Raw genomic sequence first — 17462 nt, forward strand, 5'->3', positions numbered from 1 at the left:
AAGGATTTAAAAAATAAACTTTTCTTTTTTCACTTTATTTTATTTGTTTTATCCAGGTCTTTTTCCATAAGTTTTTAAAGTTTCTTTGTTCAAAGTTTCTTTTGTTATGGTTCTTATTCAGCAGTATCCATATTAGAGATGACTGACAATTAGAGATAACTGATAAATACCGAAAGAATTAACGCCGGAGATGATTAAAAACGATCAGGAGGTTCACTGTGACAGAGATGATCAGTGAAGTTGATAGAGATGATAATTTTCTTGGCCTGCGCTCAAGGGAAGAGTTTTACTCGGGAAACCACATCCATAGGGCTTCACAGCTGATTCTTCTGGATCCGGAAAACAGGATGCTCCTGCAGAAGCGGTCGCCTGGAAAATACTGGTTTCCGAATCGCTATACCTATTCCGTAAGCGGCACTGTCGCAGACGAGTCTTATGAAGCCTGCATTGCTCGGGAGATGCTTGAGGAAATCGGAATCTTGGTCCCTTTCAGGAGATTGTTTAAAATTCCCTGCATTTTAGAAAACAAAGGAGCCTACCATACTGTATTTTCAGGGCGATGCTCAAAAGAGACCATAGACCTCATCCGATACGATCCGGAAGAAGCCGTTTCCATTGAGTGGATAGAACTCGAGGAATTGTACAGTGCTGTAAAAACAGAACCCGGCAAATACACTCCTTCTCTAAGGGCAGGGATAATAAAAATCTTTGAAGAGGGGTACGAAAAGTACCTTTTCTAATCGCTGTTCCTTCTAACCGGTTTCTTTTCTAAACCGCAAGGACATAATCTAATTACAATCTAATCTAATCTAATCTAATTACTATCCTTCCATTTTTTTATGTGGCTCACGTCTTCGTACTAACACTCTTCAAAACTCTTCCGGCCCTGTTTTTGAGCCCGCATACTCTCCAACGATAGGGATATTCTCCCCGCAGACCGGGCAGGTCTTCTCAGGAGTGATTTCATACTTTTCGATATCGAAATAGCCTCTGGAAATCAACATTTTGCCGCAGTTCGGACAGAAAGTATTGTTACGGTCGCTTCCGGGAACATTGCCCATGTAGACATATTTCATCCCTTCTTCTGTTGCGATTTTACAGGCGTCCTGCATGGTTTTTACCGGTGTAGGGGCAAGATTCTGCATCTTGTACTGAGGGTGGAAGCGTGTAAAGTGCAGAGGGGTATCAGGCCCGAGATTCTTATAAACCCATTTTGAAAGTTCCCTGAGCTCGTCCAGGGAATCATTTACTCCAGGTATAATCAGAGTCGTAATCTCTACATGGACCCCAAGAGCTTTTGCAAGGGCAGAAGCCTCAAGTACAGGAGCCAGTTTCGCACTGGCAACATCATGATAGAATTTTTCATTGAAAGCCTTGATATCGATATTTGCTGCATCCAGATAGGGTGCGATATGTTTCAGAGGTTCGGGGGTTATGTACCCGTTTGTCACGTAAATTGTACCAAGTCCGGCTTCTTTTGCCAGTTTTGCACTCGGATAGGTATACTCGTGCCAGATAGTTGGCTCATTGTATGTCCAGGCAATGGACTGCGAGCCTGAGTAAAGCGCCCTTTCCACGAGTTCCTCCGGGAGAATATCTTTTGTGTAAGCATCTTCCAGGCAGACCTGAGAAATCGACCAGTTCTGGCAGTGTTTACAGCGGAAATTGCATCCTATAGACCCGACTGAGTAAACATAAGACCCTGGATGGAAATGATAAAGCGGCTTCTTTTCTACAGGGTCGATGGCCTCGCTTGAAACAGTGCCGTAAATAAGGGAGTAAAGGTCTCCTTCCCTGTTTTCTCTGACTCCGCAAAAACCTCTCTTTCCGGATGCAATTTTACAGCTCTGGGCACAGAGACTGCAGTGCACTTTATTATCTCCGATCTTCTCATAGAACATGGCTTCCTTTATCACATCAATCCCCATTCATTGATTGTTTTTTTGTGTAATAACGGTTACTGTTATAGGTTTCCTCTCTGTTCGAGAAAGCAGGTGAAATACACTTTTTTGTTACAGAAAACCTGATTGTTCTCCCGAAATTTTCTAGTTGCAGGTTTTATGTATTAATATTTTGCTAAGGGAGATAATTTTACCCACACACAAAATTTTCGCATATACGAAAATTTTAAATAATTAAGCTTACATTTCAAAGATAAGCAAAAAATTAGGTAATCCGAATATATTATGGTGATACAAAAATGACAGAATTTGTCGATAAAACCCTGAACATGCTTGAAATAGGCCAGAAAGCCCGCGTTATTCAGGTAAAAGGTCAGGGGAGTTCCCGCAAACGTCTTCTTGATATGGGCATGGTTCCCGGAACAGTCCTGAGTGTTACCAAAAAAGCTCCACTGGGAGACCCTGTGGATTTCAAATTGAAAGGATACAACCTCTCCCTCAGGAAGCAGGAAGCGAAAATGGTTATTGTTGAAGTAATGGAGGATTAATTTGACCGCACCGATGCCTCTTACAATGCTCCCGGAAGGAAAAGGATGCAGGATCAGAGAAGTTCGAGCAGGTAAGGAGCTCAAGAGAAGGCTGATCGAAATGGGCTTTACACCTTCGTCCTCTGTCCGGCTTATAGGGTGTGAGAGAGGGAATCTGCTCATCAATGTGAACGGGGCTCGGTATGCCCTGGGAAAAGGGATGGCGATGAAGATTATGGTAGAACCGGATTCACTTGAAGGTGTGGAACTTGGTTGAAAACAAGATCAGGGTTGCACTTACCGGAAACCCCAATGTGGGAAAGACAACCGTTTTCAACGCTATTACCGGGTCAAGGCAAAAGGTAGGAAACTGGCCCGGGGTTACAGTTGAGAAAAAAACAGGTATAAAGGAATATGGAGGGCGTATTCTTGAAATCGTAGACCTTCCAGGCACCTACAGCCTTACAGCCTATTCTGCAGACGAAGTTGTTGCCAGAGATTATATCCTTGAAGAAAAACCGGATGTCGTAATACAGGTTCTTGATTCGACAAATCTGGAACGCAATCTTTACCTGACAACTCAGCTTCTGGAAATAGGTACAAATCTTATTCTTGCACTCAACATGTCCGACCTTGCAGAAAGAAAAGGCGAAGACGTAAATATCCCGGTGCTTGAGAAGTTACTTGGAATCTCTTTGATAAGAACAACAGCAAACGAAGGAAAAGGTATCAATGAGCTGCTTGATGAGATCATTTTAAGGTCCGGTTCTGCAAGCTCTTTTCCCAATAAAATCGAGTATAATAAAAAAATAGAAGATGAAATCCGCCAGCTGGAACGGATTCTGGCTGAAGACGAGGCTCTGATGACCAGGTACCCTTCCAGGTGGTTGAGTATCAAACTGCTGGAGGGAGATGAAAATGCACATTCAAAACTCTCTTCATCAAATGTACAGTTCAAAGTTAATAAATTCCTTTCCAACCTGATCTCTGAAGAATATGAAGCCGAAATGGCTGATAAGCGTTACGAATTCATAAGCAGGGTTCTTCCACAGGTAAGTAAGGGCCGCGTAGAGAGGATGTCAAGCTCGGATATGATCGATAAGGTACTTACCAGCAGATACCTGGGAATCCCCATATTCCTTGCCCTGATGTGGGGAATGTTTGAGCTGACCTTTACCTTCGCGACTCCTTTTATGGAACTCATTGACATGTTTTTCGGTTCCCTTGCCAAAATAGTTGCTGTAAATATCGATTCACCATGGCTTTCATCCCTGCTTGGAGACGGAATAATTGCAGGAGTCGGGTCAGTCATGCTCTTCGTACCCAATATTTTCATTCTGTTCTTCTTACTTGCTTTACTGGAAGACAGCGGATATCTTGCAAGAGCCGCCTTTATCATGGACAGGCTGATGTATTCGATGGGTATTCAGGGAAAATCCTTTATTCCGATGCTTATGGGATTCGGGTGTTCGGTTCCGGCTGTTATGGCAACCCGGACCCTTGAAGACAGAGCAGACCGCCTTATTACGATGATGGTTACACCGTTCATGTCCTGCGGAGCAAGGATGCCTGTTTACGTCCTGCTGGCAGGGACATTTTTCGGAAAACAGGCAGGATCGGTTATCTTCGGGATCTATGTGCTTGGGATTATTGTGGCAATAGTGTCTGCCAAGCTTTTCAGAAGTATCATTTTCAAAGGTAAGCCTTCTTCCTTTATAATGGAACTTCCTCCCTACCACAGTCCTTCGGCTGGCAATTCCTTCAAGTATATGATGAACCAGGGCTCCCTTTACCTCAAAAGGGTGGGTACTGTAATTGTCGGAGGGGTGGTGGTCATATGGCTGCTTGCATATTTCCCTCAGGGAGTTGAGTACGGAAGTGCGGAAAGCTACATAGGCAGCCTTGGAAAACTGATCGAACCTCTGGTAGCTCCGATAGGTTTTGACTGGAAAATTGCAATTTCCCTGATCTTTGGTTTCCTTGCCAAAGAGGTTGTCATAGGTTCCCTGGGAACCCTTTACGGTACCGGGGCAGATGAGGGAATGTTATCTTCGGCTCTTGTAGCAGACCCGATCTTTACACCTGCTGTTGCACTCGGGCTTATGGTGTTTACCCTGCTTTACGTACCCTGCATAGGGGCAGTTGCAGTAATCAAAAAAGAATCGGGCTCCTGGAAATGGATGCTTTTTGCAGCAGCTTATTCAACAGCCATGGCATGGATAATGGCCTTTGTGACGGTAAAAATCGGGAATATAATATTCGCGTGAGGAGGTAACGTAAATGGAGAACAAGAATAAAGCTCTGACCGGTTTTACCCTTCTCTGGGGGATAATATACCTTGTAATCGGAAGCCTGCAGGTTCTGAAGGGAGCAGGGCTTTTGCCTGAGAATTTCATATCCGTCAACTTGCTTCCCCCGGAGATTGCCGGCGGGCTGGCACTTGCAGTCGTAGGTGCAGTCTACTTATACGGAACCATCGAATTTTCAAAAGGTTCCTTTGAAGGAAAAGCCTATGCGTACGTGGGGATCGTACTCTCCCTGCTCTTTGGAGCTCTGTATTTACTAACTTTTATTGCCGACCTTATCAACGCCCGGGTGCTGTTCGCGGAAGGATTTGAGGAGTGGACTCCTCTTGCCGGAATTAAACCTGCACTGTATCTTGGCCTGCTTTCTCTTGCAGTATACACAGGCTGGGAAAAAACGTTCAGATTACAGGATTAAGAAATAATTACAGAATAAGAAAAAATTTGGGGATATGGAGGAAACAGATTATGGTACTCGGATACATGTATGTGTTAAAACAGATAGCAGAAGTAGAAAAGAAAGGCAATATGTCTTTCAATGAGATATCGGGACATTTGAAAATGAGTACGCAGCAGCTTAGAAGCTTACTTGAAATAATGGAAAGAATGGGGCACGTTGAAAAAGTTACGGACAACAGTTCCGTCTTATCCTCTTCCTGTTCAGCTTCCTGCAAAAACTGTGGATGTTGTGGGTTTTTAGAAAAACCTGCCGTTTCAACAGGTATGGTTTACAGGCTGACCGAGAAGGGAAAAAGAGTATGTCACAACCAGACAGGCTGAATCTGAAAAAATCCTGATGAACAAAAACCGGAGGTTTCAAAGCCTGAACACAGTCTTCCTGACCTTAAAGTTGCATAAGCAGACCAGAAAAAGAACAGGATCAAAAAGCGAACAGGATCAAAAAGCGAACAGAATCAAAAAGCAAGAATAAAAACGAAACTAAAAGCAGATTTTGAAACTTTAAGGCAACAGTTTGCAAAGTCACTAAGCTTTGGAATCTTCCGGATCAAGGAAAGGAAGAACAGGATAGAGATGCCTCCTACCCTGAAAAACTCCCGGCAATTCTATCCTGCCTTTCTCTCCAATTAAATATCATGGACTTATGCACTTGGAAGGAAAAGTAAACAACAGGAATATCTGTTAAAATATTGTACAGACCAAAATCCTGCGATGATGTTTCTTTCTCAATTGTATAAATCTTCAACTGCAAAAATCTTTGGAAAGAATTTCAATCTCTATCTCTACATTCTGAAAAGGTGATTTAAAAAATGGAATACGAGCTCGAAGAAGTCGAAAGGGATTACATAGAATTTAGAAAAGAAATAGGAGAGGAATAACACACAGAAAAAAACGAAAAATAGTATGTTTCAAGTAATGTTTAATATCATAACAATATTGCCTGAAAGAAGAGTTAAATCCTTTAAGGAACATTTCTGGCTGTTGCTTGGAGGTCCTTTAAGACTTGAAGGTTTGAAATATTTTTAAATTTGTTTATTTGAATAGTCGCTTATTTCGTAATGTTTCTCTTTTATCCCAGTTCTACCTTTTTTATTTCGATTTTTTCCTTTTTGATTTTTCGGTTATCATACAGCTACACTTATATGTCTTTCCTGCATAATCGAATATAATAATCGAAAAATATTCGGCATACAAAAAAGGGTTCGAGTTTTATGACGACAGAAAGAGATGAAGACTACCTGAAAATTATCGCCTCAATCGTGGAAGAAAAAGGATACGCCAAAGTTAAAGATGTAGCAAAAGAGCTGGAACTCGGCCCTTCAACCGTGACAGGTATGTTCAAGAAACTTGATAAAGAAGGCTACATAAATTATGAAAAGTACGGCGGAGTAACCCTTACCGAAAAAGGGATGGAAATCGCCAGAAAGACAAGGGAAAAATACAGTATGCTCAAGGACTTTCTGATGCATCTGGGAATTGACGAAAAGACAGCAGAAGAAGATGCATGTAAGATTGAGCACATATTGAACCCAAAAACGGCACAGACGTTAAAAAAATTCGTAGAGTTTACGAATAAAGAAGGTGAGTCAAAGATCTGGATAGAACATTTCAGGCATTTTGCCCAGACCGGAGAATATGTACATTACTCTCCCGAAAACCGGGATAAATGCCCTGTTCACGGCAAGAAAGTTGAGTAATTTCTGTTTTCTCTGTTTTTTTGCTCAACTCTGCAAAAAATTCACTTTGACAGTTCCCTCAAACAGGAACTGTCGTATTCCATCTCCTATTATGTGTAATTCCTATATGATTTGAAGAAGCTTTATCTTCCATGAAAAACTCAGGCAACCTTCCATGCAAACACAATCCTTGACCCGTCCTTCATGTCAAGGGCACGGAAGACTTCGAGCCCGTAGTTACCCAGCGTCTCTATATACTCGTTAAAAGGGACGCTGTTTTCGAAACTATAACCTGAGCTTCCTTTTTTCACATCTTCAAAGGTCCAGAGGTTCCAGTCAAGGCTCATAAGAGGACTGGATTTCATTTTTTCATCCGGAACCTGTCTTGTTACGAAAACACCTCCGGGATTTAAGGCCGCGGCAATTTTTGGGATAAGGGAAGGCACTTTCCCTCCGGGATTAAAGGAAGAGAAGATAAGATCATACTCACTTCCGATTTCATCTTTAAAAAAGTCCCCCGGAATTACATCCACCCTTGAAGCTCCATATTTTTTAATGAAATATCTCGTCTCTTTCGTAACCGGCGGGAGATCGAAAACAAAAGCCTGAAGGTCTTCGTTCAGCTTTGAAAAAGCGATTGCATAGAGCCCGTGACCTCCCCCGAGGTCGAGAAGCTTCTTGACATTTGTAAAATCAACATTTTCCCGGACAACCCTGACCGTTTCCTGAAGCAGGCCGCAGCGTGCGTTTTCAGCCATACAGTGAACGACCTCCCCAAAAAATGGCCCTTTTTCGACAATATCAGGTCCCTGCTTCATGATCTGCGGAAGACGCGCCCAGCGTTCAACATTCCTGAACCTTTCGGCAAGGTAATGCTGTTGAGAAAACGGTGAACTTTCCAGAAGATAGGTTGCACTGAGTTCCGAGACCAGATATACTGCCCCATCATTCTTTGTTCCTTTATCTGGATTCTGGTTCTGAGATATATCTTCGGGTTCTTCTTTATATTCACCTTCCGCTGCGCCTTTCTTTACAGTCTGCACTTTTTCCCCTTCTTCGCGTACTCCTTCCTCAAACCTGTCAAGGAGCCCGAGGCTGTGGAGAGCCTCGCAAAAATGGGGCATGAGCACGGGGTCACAGCCTAGCCTTTCAGCCAGAGCCCCTGATGACAGGGGGATTTTAAGAGTTTCAAACACTCCAAGCTCAAAAGCCGCAGAAATAAGCCTGCATTCCCTCAAGCCCTGAACAGAAGAATCAACAAGCTTGAAAAATCGGTCAGAATCTACCTCAGGCTTTCGCATCAGGTCAATAGGCATTTCAGCTTGATTCCAGGATTTATTTTCCATACCGTTAGCCTCATTTTCCATACCATTTCTCCTATTTTCATATACTTTCCTGTTCACTTTCTTTTACTTATCTTTCAAATCCGATGGAACATAATTTACAGTTTCTTTTAATAGTTTCTTTTAATAGTTTCTTTTAATAGTTTCTCTTCACGGTTTGTATGTGCAGTTTGTAAAGAAAAAAATAAGCAAGGCAAACAACCGGTAAAAACAGGCAAACCAGGTACAGGGTTACAGAATTCTTGCGTTGCAACATTACCTGAAACCGATAATTTTTCCTCCCTCCATTAAAGCGACTTTATCACTCATCCATTCCACTACCCGCATATCGTGCGAGATAAATAGAAAACTGATTCTGTACTCGGTTTGCAGTTTTTTGAGAAGGAAAAGGATCTGGGCCTGGACAAGAGGGTCAAGCATGGATGTGGGCTCATCCGCGACTATGAACTCAGGTTTCATGCCAAGGACTCTGGCTATTGCGACTCTCTGGAGCTGCCCTCCGCTCAACTCCCTGGGATAGCGGAAAAGCAGTTCTTCGCTCAGTGAAACAGCCTCGATGAGTTCCTGAATCCGTCCTCGCTCTTCATCCCTTTCAAAGAGCCTGTGAAGCCTCAGGGGCTCAGCAATTGCATCGTAAATCCTCATCCTCGGATTCAGGCAGGATTCCGGGTTCTGGAAAATAATCTGCATTCTTGTTCCCAGGTTTTTCAGGTCACTGCCTTTGAGGCCTGAGATGTCCTGCCCGTCAAAAAAGATACTACCAGAAGTGGGATCCAGCAGCTTTAAAACTGTTCTTCCGAGGGTAGATTTTCCACAGCCGCTTTTTCCGACAAGCCCCAGGGTTTCTCCTCGTCCGATATCAAAACTGACCCCATCAACCGCCCTGTGAATCTCTTTTTTGAACAGCCCTGAATAATAGTACTTTTTCAGGTTTTCTACCTTCAACAGCGCCATATTCCCTCCTCTGAACACCTTAGAACAGGCTGTAAGGTAAGAAGCGGCTGTGCTGCAGTTTCCTTTCTCCTGCCCTTCTCTGAGAGAAGGCAGCGGATAAAGCGCTCTCCCTCAAGTTCTCGAAGTGCCGGATGGGCTAATGAACAAGCCTCAAACCGGAAACGGCAGCGCTGATGGTACCTGCACCCTGAAGGAGGGGAGACAAGGCTGGGCGGGTGGCCTGAAACGGTTCCGAATCCCTTTCCGGGAAGTGAGCGCAGGAGGTCAAGAGTGTAAGGGTGTTTGGGGCTAGAAATGATCTCTTCTGCCATTCCCATTTCAACGATTTCTCCGGCGTACATGACTGAAATCCTGTCTGCAAGCCTGCCGGCAAGTTCCAGGTCATGTGTGATAAGGAGCATAGAAGCGTTTTCTTTGCGGACAAGCCCAACAATCAGTTCTGCAATCTGCAATTTCGTATCCGGATCAAGTCCCTTTGTAGGTTCGTCCGCGATCAGGAGTCCGGGTCTGATGGCAAGCCCTATTGCGACCATAACTCTCTGCAGCATCCCGCCGCTGAACTGGTGGGGATAGTCACACCCCCGAGAAGAGCTTATTCCTACGAGCTCGAGCATTTCTCCGGCTTTTTTTTCGGCTTCCTTTTTTCCCATGATTTCGTGGTAGCGGTAGATTTCTGCAATCTGCTTTCCTGTAGAAAGGACAGGATTGAGGCAGGCTGAAGGGTTCTGGAGAATAATTCCGATCTCCTTTCCCCTGAGAAGCCTCATTTCCTTCTCAGGCAGGGTGAGGAGATCTTTATCTCTGTACATAATTTTTCCTTCGAGTTTTGCCTTACCTGAGAGCAGTCTTAAAATAGCTTTTCCAAGCGTGGTTTTTCCACAGCCGGTTTCCCCGATAAGTCCCAGAATTTCTCCTTCCCTGATCTGAAGGGAGACATCCTCATTGGCTTTTACAATGCCTTTTGAGGTTTTGAAAGAAACATTCAGGTTTTCTATTGATAGAATGGGAGAACTCACCTTGCGAGCACCTCCTGATCCGCGGGCTGCCCGAGGCTGTCCCTCAAGCCGTCTCCTGCAAAATTGAATGCAAAGACTGTGAATATGATCATCAGACCCGGGAAAAAGGTGAGATGAGGAGCTGTACGAAGGTAGGGAATCCCGGCTTTGAGCATGGAACCCCATTCCGGAACAGGTGGCTGGATTCCGAGCCCGAGAAAACTCAGAGCTGAAGCAAAGATTATAACGTGCGCAATCTCAAGTGTCCCAAGCACAATTATGGGTTCCATGCAGTTTGGAAGAATATGTTTTCGCATAATGTAGAAGCCGGAAGGCCTGAGAGCCCTTGCGGCCTCCACAAAAGCCCTCTTCCTGAGGGAGAGAGCCTGCCCGCGTACAAGCCTGGCATAAGCAGGCCACTGGGTAAAGGCAAGGGCAAGGACAACACTTGAAAAACCCGGACCAAGCAGTCCTGCAATCAAAAGGGCGAGGATGATATTTGGAAAAGCCATCACGATGTCCACTCCTCTCATCAGGACTTCATCGAGCAAACCTCCCCTGTACCCTGAAGTCAGCCCTATGGCTGTGCCTGCAACGGATGTTACTGCAACTACAAGAAGTCCTATTCCAAGAGAAATGCGAGTGCCGTAAATGACCCTTGAAAAAATGCAGCGCCCAAGCTCATCGGTCCCGAAAGGATATTCGGAAGAAGGAGACAGAAGCCTGCGGTCAAGTTTCTGGGCAAAGGGATCGTGAGGGGCTATTTCAGGAGCAAATAGTGCCAGAATGCAGAGGACGGCGATAAGCATGAGACCTGAAACCGCAAGTTTGTTTTTCCCGAATTCCTCCAAATCCGGTCTTTTTTCGGCCAGGTACGCTTTTTCGGTAATCTCTGTTTTTTCAATCACGTCTGTCATATCTTATCCTCGGGTCAAGCACTGCATACAGAATATCAACAGCAAGGCTGGAAAGGGAAAAAAGCACTGCAATAAACAGGACGCAGCCCTGTATCATGGAAAAATCCCGCGCAAAAATCGAGTCAACAAGAAGTTTTCCAATGCCGGGCCAGGAAAATATGGTTTCCACAATCACGGTTCCTCCGAGAAGGTAGCCGAACTGCATTCCTGCAAATGTGACTACAGGTAAAAGGGCATTTTTCAGGGCGTGTCGGAAAAGGACGGTACGTTCGTCAAGCCCCCTGGCACGGGCAGCCACAATATATTCCTGTCCCATCACTTCCAGAAGGCTTGCGCGGGTCAGCCTTGCAGTAACCGCAGCCAGTGAAGTGCCAAGAGTAATTGCAGGAAGGACAAAATGCTTGAGGCTTCCGTACCCGAAACTTGGGAGCATGTGAAGCGTAAGGGCAAAAAGCCAGATCAGGAGAAGTCCAAGCCAGAAGTTCGGAACAGAAACCCCAACCAGAGAAACAAACATGCAGCTATTGTCAAGAAGGGTATTTTTTCTAAGTGCACTCAGTATCCCCGCAGGCAGGGCGATCAGGAGGGAAATCAGCAGGCTGGCGACTGCAAGCTCTACAGTCGCAGGCAGTTTCTGAAGGATTTCGACAAGGACATCTTCCGATGTCACAAGCGATTTTCCAAAGTCCAGTCTGAGCAGATGCCCGATCCATATAAGGTACTGCACATGTACAGGAGCGTCAAGCCCTTCTGCCTCCCTAAGGGTTTCGATCTGGCCTGCGCTCAGGTCCTGCCCGTATCTTGCAAGGGCGATAACCTCTGCTGGGTCGCCTGGAGCAAGGTACATCGCAGAAAAAGCTACTAGCGTAACTCCTGCGATCACGATAGAAACCATTGCCAAGCGTTTTGCTATATATTCCCACATGGGCATCTTCCAGGCTTTACATTTTCCGACTTTATATTTTTCGAACTACACCTTAGGAGGCTTTATAACATCCTTTCTTTACAACACCCTTTGGAACTGTACTAGGAACTGTACTCATTACTTCCTTTCCAGGTAGACCCCTGAAAGGTTCAGCCAGGGGTCTTCGGAACTTATAGTATAGCCTTTTACCGAAGAACCGGTTGCAACGACCTTTTCCTCATGCACAAGGTAATAAGCCGGAACTTCTTCTATCACAAAGGCCTGCAGGGAATGATAGAGTTCTTCCTGCTCCTGTACATCAACAGTCATATCAGCTTCATTTACGAGCTGGTCATAGGTTTCATTGTGGTAGTGAGAGTACGGGCTTGCGGAATGGTGCACAAAGAAATGCTTCGGGTAGGGTCCCCAGACGAAATAGCCGCTTCTGAGTATCATGCCAAAGTCCCCTGTGCTTTCGAGTTTGTTTATGGCTCCTTCGTCAAGCACCTGGATTTCCAAGTTCATTCCTATTTCCCTGAGGGTTCCCTGCACAACCTGAGCCATGGGGTTATGCCTGGCTGCCCAGACTCCCTTACTTACCACCAGAGTTACATGCAGTGATTTTCCGTCTTTGTCCCTTATCCCGTCCCCGTCAGAGTCTTTCCACCCGGCTTCCTCAAGGAGAGCTTTTGCTTTATCGAGGTCTTGAGTATATGTTTCAAGGTCCGGGTCAGAATACATCATCACAGGGGAATATGGCCTTCCGCCTGCAGGTTCACCTATGCCTTCAAGTACTTCGTTTACCAGGGATTCGGTATCGATAGCATAAGCAATACTCTGGCGTACCCTGGTGTCATTAAAGGGAGATTTGTCGCAGTTGAACTGCAGGAAGTCTGTAAATGTCGTAAGTTTCCTGTGAATCTGGATGCCTTCTTCGGCTTCGAGCCTTTTAACATCGTATTCGGGGACCTTGATTATCATATCCACCTCCCCGGTCTCAAGGGCAATTACCCTGGTAGCAGCTTCAGGGACAACCTTGAAAGTAACCTTATCAAGCAGCGATTTTTCTCCCCAGTAAGCTTCGTTTCTTGTGAGCACTATCTCCTGGTCTTTTGTCTGGGTTTCAAATTTGAAAGGTCCGGTACCTACCGGTTTGACAAAATTTCCTTCAGAATCAAGGCATCCAGGACCCATCACAGGCCAGGCTACATGGGTAAGGTAGTAAGGCAGAGGCATGGGTTTTGCAAGGACAAATTTCACAGTATAATTATCAATGGCTTCCACGCTCTGAACCGGCTTTAAAACTGCCTGCCTTACGTAGGACTGGTTTGAATAAGAGAAAACAACCGAGTCCGCATCAAAAGGTGTCCCGTCATGGAAAGTCACGTTTTCGCGCAGGTGAAAGATCCAGGTCTTGCCGTTATCAGGGGTTTGCCAGGACTCTGCAAGCCCTTGGGTAATGTTAAGGTCCGAGTCAAGCCTTACAAGGGTTTCATAGACCTGAGACCAGACAAAACGTGCGTCACCAGCTGCAAATGTGTCAAGATACCAGCTGCTGACGTCCGAACCTAGGCCCACGACAAGCTCCTGGGAACTTCCCCCGGAGCCTGCACCCTGAGCAGTTCCTTCCTTATCTTCGCCTATACAGGCACTTGCTCCTATTACTGCAAACAACATACAGATGATCAGAATGAACTTGAAGTTCCGGTTCATAGATAGTCCTCAATTTTTGATGGGAGAAAACTTAACGAATGAGAATTTGATAGAACTTGGATCGATGGAGTGACAGCTTTGTTAGACCAGTTTAACTCGAAGCATTTTGATAGAGATGGTTTAACAGTATGAACTATCTGGAGCTTTGCATTGGTCCACTTTTTTAAGGAGTTACTGCAGAAGATAAAGCCGGATGATTTTAAGTATTAAAAGGCTTCAGTTACTCCTATTAAGTGCCTTTAAGCCAGATCTATGATTGTTTTTCAAAACGAAACTCCAGATGTACCTGCCCTACAATTATTATTTTGCTAAAATATTGTAATATTTAATAAGATAAAAAATTTTTCTTATAGCAAGACAAGTAAACGGCGTTAACCGAAGATGTTACACATCAGACACTCATGTATCAGGTGTGTTAGAGGGGATCTAACAGGCAGTAAAACAAAGCACTGAAAAATAATCTGAAAATAAAAGACAAAATGAAGATAAAAACCGAAAAAATTCTGGTTTTAATTGACTTCAGTTACTGTTTAAAAGAAAGTATGAGCCTGAAAACTCTCTCCACGTCTTCAGGTATCAAATCCCTGTTCCCTTAAGATATACATAAAAAGGACCAGACCAAGCACGTTTACCAGGAGCATGGAAGGAAGGCTATTTCGTATAACACTGGTGATATCCTCCATAGGAGCAGGATAGACTAGAAGCGGGAAAATGACCAGAAGATGAAGGCATTCGACCAGAATTCCTAAAAAAATAGCTTTAAGGTAGTTAAGTTTTCGTTTCCAGAAAATAGAAAAGCCTCCTGCAACAAGTCCTGCGACAATTGTGGCAACTGCGCAGGGGACAGCAGTCCACCCTCCCTGACTTAAACGGTAGATGCCGCCTATGAGTCCTGTAAGCCCCCCGATTAAAGGACCTCCCAGAAGCCCTGCAAGCATGGGACCCAGATCCCGGAAATTAACCAGAATCCCGTCCACCGGGACAGCTCGCATCGTGCCATAGACAGAAAGCAGGCCGAAGCTCATCACCAGCCATATCCTGCTGCTTCCTGAAAGCCTTCCTGCAACCGCTTCACACAGAGTATCAGTACGGCTGAGAAGGTACAGAGAAAAGGCAACCACAAGCACCCTTTCAAGCAGCGGGACAGCAACATTAAGCAGATAGCCGTCATTGGCAGCAGCAAGGAAAAGAAGTACAGAAACTGCAAGCGGCTTTATGAGAGCCGAAGTTTCCGTCTTTTCAGCGTTAACCTCACCTGTGAGCTTTAAGTTTCCGGTGTCAACCGGGTTAAGTTCCTGGATCACATAGAGGAAAAATAAAAGTCCCAGCACGTTTATCACGGTCATAGGCAGGTAGGAACTGCGGATAACTTCCAGAATATCAGAAAGAGGCGCAGGATATGTAAGAAACGGGAACAGTACGAATAAGTGCAGACTTTCGATAAAAACTCCAAGAAAAACAAACCGGGCGTAACTAAATTTTTTCCCCCATTTATTTGAAAGTACTCCGGCCAGGAGACCTGCAGCAACACTTGCCACTGCACATGGAAGAGCTGTCCAGCCTCCCTGCATATAGCGAACAGAGCCGCCCATTAGTCCGGCAGCTGCCCCTGCAAAGGGCCCGCAGAGCAGACCTGCCAGCATTGGCCCGAGGTCCCGGAAATTGACAAGAATCTCTCCTACCCGAACAGCCTGAAGTGTTCCGTAGACCGAGAGGAAACCAAAATCCAGTGCCATCAGGCTCTTCTCCTTAAGGTTCAGGCTGCCTTTGAGCGATTTTTTTACCGTGGCAGTTCCGGAGAGTATGTAGAGGAAAAAGGCCACAACCGCAAAGCGTTCGATCAGCTGGATGCCGGTTGTCATGAAACTCCCCTCTAAAATTAGAAGTATGAGCACGGATATCAGGACGGTTAAAGTCTGCAGCGATACTTTCAGGTCCCCGGCTCCCTGCAAGCGCGAAACGAATTTGTTTTCAAGGAAAAAGCTCTGTTCCTTTAGAATATACAGGAAGAGAGCCAATCCGAACACATTTGTGAGAATCATGGGCAGCAGGAAACTCCTGATCAGGCTGAGAATATCCTCAAGGGGTGCGGGATATACAAGGAGAGGAAAAATCACCAGGAGATGGATAGCTTCCACAAACACACCAAGCCCTATAAGCCTTTGATAGTCCAGCCTGCCCTTCCAGCAAATTGCGGCATAGCCTGCCAGGACGCCTGCCAGAATTGTTGCAACCGCACATGGAAGGGCTGTCCAGCCTCCCAGAGAATAGCGGTAGAGCCCTCCTATCAATCCAGAGAGGCCACCGATTACGGGTCCCCCTATTAGCCCTGCCAGCATGGGTCCGAGATCCCTGAAGTTGATATACGCCCCGTTAAAGAGAACTGCCTGGGTGGTTCCGTAAATGGAAAGAGTGCCGAAAACTATCACGATCAGGGCTCTGTCAGCCATTGAAAAACCGCGTTCAAGGGCTAACCTCATGTTTTTTGAGCTACTGAACAGATATATAGCAAAGGCGACCACCGTAACCCTTTCCATTAAAGGGACCCCGAAAAGCAGAAGCTGTTCTTCTTTCAGGAGTGCTACAAGAAGGAACAAAAAGCTGCCTGAAACCATTAGGAAACGCCATAACTTTGACCCCCTTGCATATGCAGGGAGCTTGAAGTCAAGATAAACTACCATAAAACCGATGAATGCAAACATTATTGATGCGAGTGCAGAAACCCATGTGAGGATACTGCCGGGTTCGCCGAAGATGATTATAAAAGCAAGAAGAATTACAAGCCCGGAAATTATCCTCCTGTAGAGAGTTTTTTCGTCCCGGAAGCTTATTCCTGTTCCTCTGACTATAGAAGCAATTGCGCGAGCCCTTCCGTCGATTCCTGTAAGGATAAGGGCGATGAAGATAACATATGAAGTTAAAACGAATACAGGAACTCCATAAGGCAATTTGCGGAGTGAAAGATAAATCCCATTGAAGAAATCAATGCTTGAGCTTGAAGAAAGTCCGATAGTCATGAAGGCAAAGGAAAAGATCCCTGTCAGCAAGAAGGCTATCCCCTGACTGATCCTTACATTTCGAAAATTCCAGGAAAAATAAGCTTCCCCATGCATTGTCCCGATCTTTTCCCGAAGCCAGGTGGAATAGAACAGGAGAGAAAGACTTGAACCTGCCGCCCCCAGCAGCCCCATAATCGTAATGAGCTGCTCTTTTTTAAGAACAGGAGCAAGGTCACTGGACAGATCTACGAAAGAAATTCCGGTCCCGAGTAAGGTATAAAGAGTCCCGATTATTATCAGGCATGCAAAAAAGGATACAATAGCTTCAAAAAAAGAATATGGACACTTGTATAGAAATAGGCCTGCCAAGATAAGAGAAAAAATCGCCATCAGTTTTACGGAAAAAAGTCCGGGTAAAAGCTGAACTAGAAAAGTTCCGGCAAAAAAGGCAATACCTCCGAAACCTAGCAGTTCGAGTGTGTAGATGCACATAATAAAGATTACTTCCCAGTTTTGGGGACCAGGAATGTGTCGGAAACCCCTGAAAATATCTTCTCCCTTTGAAATGGTATACCTGGAAAGGCCTTCTATGAGACAGTATTTGTAGACCAGAGCTACTCCGATAACCCAGAGCATTCTGTATCTGGAAGATGCCCCTGAAATCAAAAGATCCGCATAACTGTCAACACTCATATGGACGGCAAGAATCAAGCACGGTCCTAAGAAAAACAGCATGTCTAACAGAACAGGCACAAATCGCCCTGTTCTACT

At 45.1% G+C, this 17462-nt stretch carries 15 protein-coding genes; 7 read left to right on the forward strand and 8 right to left on the reverse strand.

Features of this window, described 5'->3' with window-relative positions; genetic code table 11:
- Window positions 1-227: 227 nt before the first annotated feature.
- Window positions 228-740, forward strand: a complete 513-nt coding sequence (locus MSHOH_RS14680) for a Nudix hydrolase (RefSeq protein ID WP_048143518.1) — start codon at window positions 228-230, stop codon at window positions 738-740.
- A gap of 129 nt (window positions 741-869) precedes the next feature.
- On the opposite strand, the gene amrS is transcribed toward MSHOH_RS14680, so the two are convergent.
- Window positions 870-1928, reverse strand: a complete 1059-nt coding sequence (gene amrS / locus MSHOH_RS14685) for an AmmeMemoRadiSam system radical SAM enzyme (protein WP_048140724.1) — start codon at window positions 1926-1928, stop codon at window positions 870-872.
- Between the two features lie 272 nt (window positions 1929-2200).
- Here amrS and MSHOH_RS14690 point away from each other — a divergent pair, with 272 nt between their 5' ends.
- The 6 genes from MSHOH_RS14690 to MSHOH_RS14715 all read left to right on the forward strand — a co-directional run bounded on the left by MSHOH_RS14690 (window position 2201) and on the right by MSHOH_RS14715 (window position 6887).
- Window positions 2201-2449, forward strand: a complete 249-nt coding sequence (locus MSHOH_RS14690; protein ID WP_048140726.1) for a FeoA family protein — start codon at window positions 2201-2203, stop codon at window positions 2447-2449.
- 13 nt (window positions 2450-2462) lie between these two features.
- Window positions 2463-2705, forward strand: a complete 243-nt coding sequence (locus MSHOH_RS14695) for a FeoA family protein (RefSeq protein WP_048143519.1) — start codon at window positions 2463-2465, stop codon at window positions 2703-2705.
- A complete protein-coding gene (gene feoB / locus MSHOH_RS14700; protein ID WP_048140735.1) occupies window positions 2698-4695 on the forward strand; it encodes a ferrous iron transport protein B in 1998 nt (665 codons plus the stop codon). The genes MSHOH_RS14695 and feoB overlap by 8 nt, the downstream gene beginning before the upstream one ends.
- A gap of 13 nt (window positions 4696-4708) precedes the next feature.
- Window positions 4709-5149 carry a hypothetical protein gene (locus MSHOH_RS14705; RefSeq protein ID WP_048140737.1) on the forward strand — a complete coding sequence of 147 codons (441 nt, stop codon included), beginning with the start codon at window positions 4709-4711 and terminating at the stop codon, window positions 5147-5149.
- 50 nt (window positions 5150-5199) lie between these two features.
- Window positions 5200-5511, forward strand: coding sequence for a FeoC-like transcriptional regulator (locus MSHOH_RS14710; protein WP_048140739.1), 312 nt, complete (start codon window positions 5200-5202; stop codon window positions 5509-5511).
- 890 nt (window positions 5512-6401) lie between these two features.
- On the forward strand, window positions 6402-6887 hold the full coding sequence (locus tag MSHOH_RS14715; RefSeq protein WP_048140741.1) for a metal-dependent transcriptional regulator: 486 nt from the start codon (window positions 6402-6404) through the stop codon (window positions 6885-6887).
- 140 nt (window positions 6888-7027) lie between these two features.
- Here MSHOH_RS14715 and MSHOH_RS14720 read toward each other — a convergent pair whose 3' ends face one another.
- The 7 genes from MSHOH_RS14720 to MSHOH_RS22270 all read right to left on the reverse strand — a co-directional run bounded on the left by MSHOH_RS14720 (window position 7028) and on the right by MSHOH_RS22270 (window position 17444).
- Window positions 7028-8233: a methyltransferase gene (locus tag MSHOH_RS14720; protein ID WP_048140743.1), complete on the reverse strand. Its 1206-nt coding sequence runs from the start codon at window positions 8231-8233 to the stop codon at window positions 7028-7030.
- Between the two features lie 231 nt (window positions 8234-8464).
- Window positions 8465-9163, reverse strand: coding sequence for an ATP-binding cassette domain-containing protein (locus MSHOH_RS14725; protein ID WP_048140745.1), 699 nt, complete (start codon window positions 9161-9163; stop codon window positions 8465-8467).
- The gene (locus tag MSHOH_RS14730; RefSeq protein WP_048140747.1) at window positions 9151-10179 is read right to left on the reverse strand and encodes an ABC transporter ATP-binding protein; all 1029 of its coding nucleotides are present in this window, start codon (window positions 10177-10179) and stop codon (window positions 9151-9153) included. Before MSHOH_RS14730 ends, MSHOH_RS14725 begins: the two co-directional genes overlap by 13 nt.
- Window positions 10176-11075: a nickel ABC transporter permease subunit NikC gene (gene nikC, locus MSHOH_RS14735; RefSeq protein WP_048140748.1), complete on the reverse strand. Its 900-nt coding sequence runs from the start codon at window positions 11073-11075 to the stop codon at window positions 10176-10178. Before nikC ends, MSHOH_RS14730 begins: the two co-directional genes overlap by 4 nt.
- The gene (gene nikB / locus MSHOH_RS14740; RefSeq protein WP_239450991.1) at window positions 11059-12006 is read right to left on the reverse strand and encodes a nickel ABC transporter permease; all 948 of its coding nucleotides are present in this window, start codon (window positions 12004-12006) and stop codon (window positions 11059-11061) included. The genes nikC and nikB overlap by 17 nt, the downstream gene beginning before the upstream one ends.
- 111 nt (window positions 12007-12117) lie before the next feature.
- Complete coding sequence (locus MSHOH_RS14745; RefSeq protein WP_048140752.1) at window positions 12118-13692, reverse strand: ABC transporter substrate-binding protein; 1575 nt, start codon at window positions 13690-13692, stop codon at window positions 12118-12120.
- 569 nt (window positions 13693-14261) lie between these two features.
- Window positions 14262-17444, reverse strand: a complete 3183-nt coding sequence (locus MSHOH_RS22270) for a LytS/YhcK type 5TM receptor domain-containing protein (protein ID WP_052730879.1) — start codon at window positions 17442-17444, stop codon at window positions 14262-14264.
- Between the last annotated feature and the right edge of the window lie 18 nt (window positions 17445-17462).

Origin of the sequence: Methanosarcina horonobensis HB-1 = JCM 15518, assembly GCF_000970285.1 — an archaeon.
Taxonomy (GTDB): domain Archaea; phylum Halobacteriota; class Methanosarcinia; order Methanosarcinales; family Methanosarcinaceae; genus Methanosarcina; species Methanosarcina horonobensis.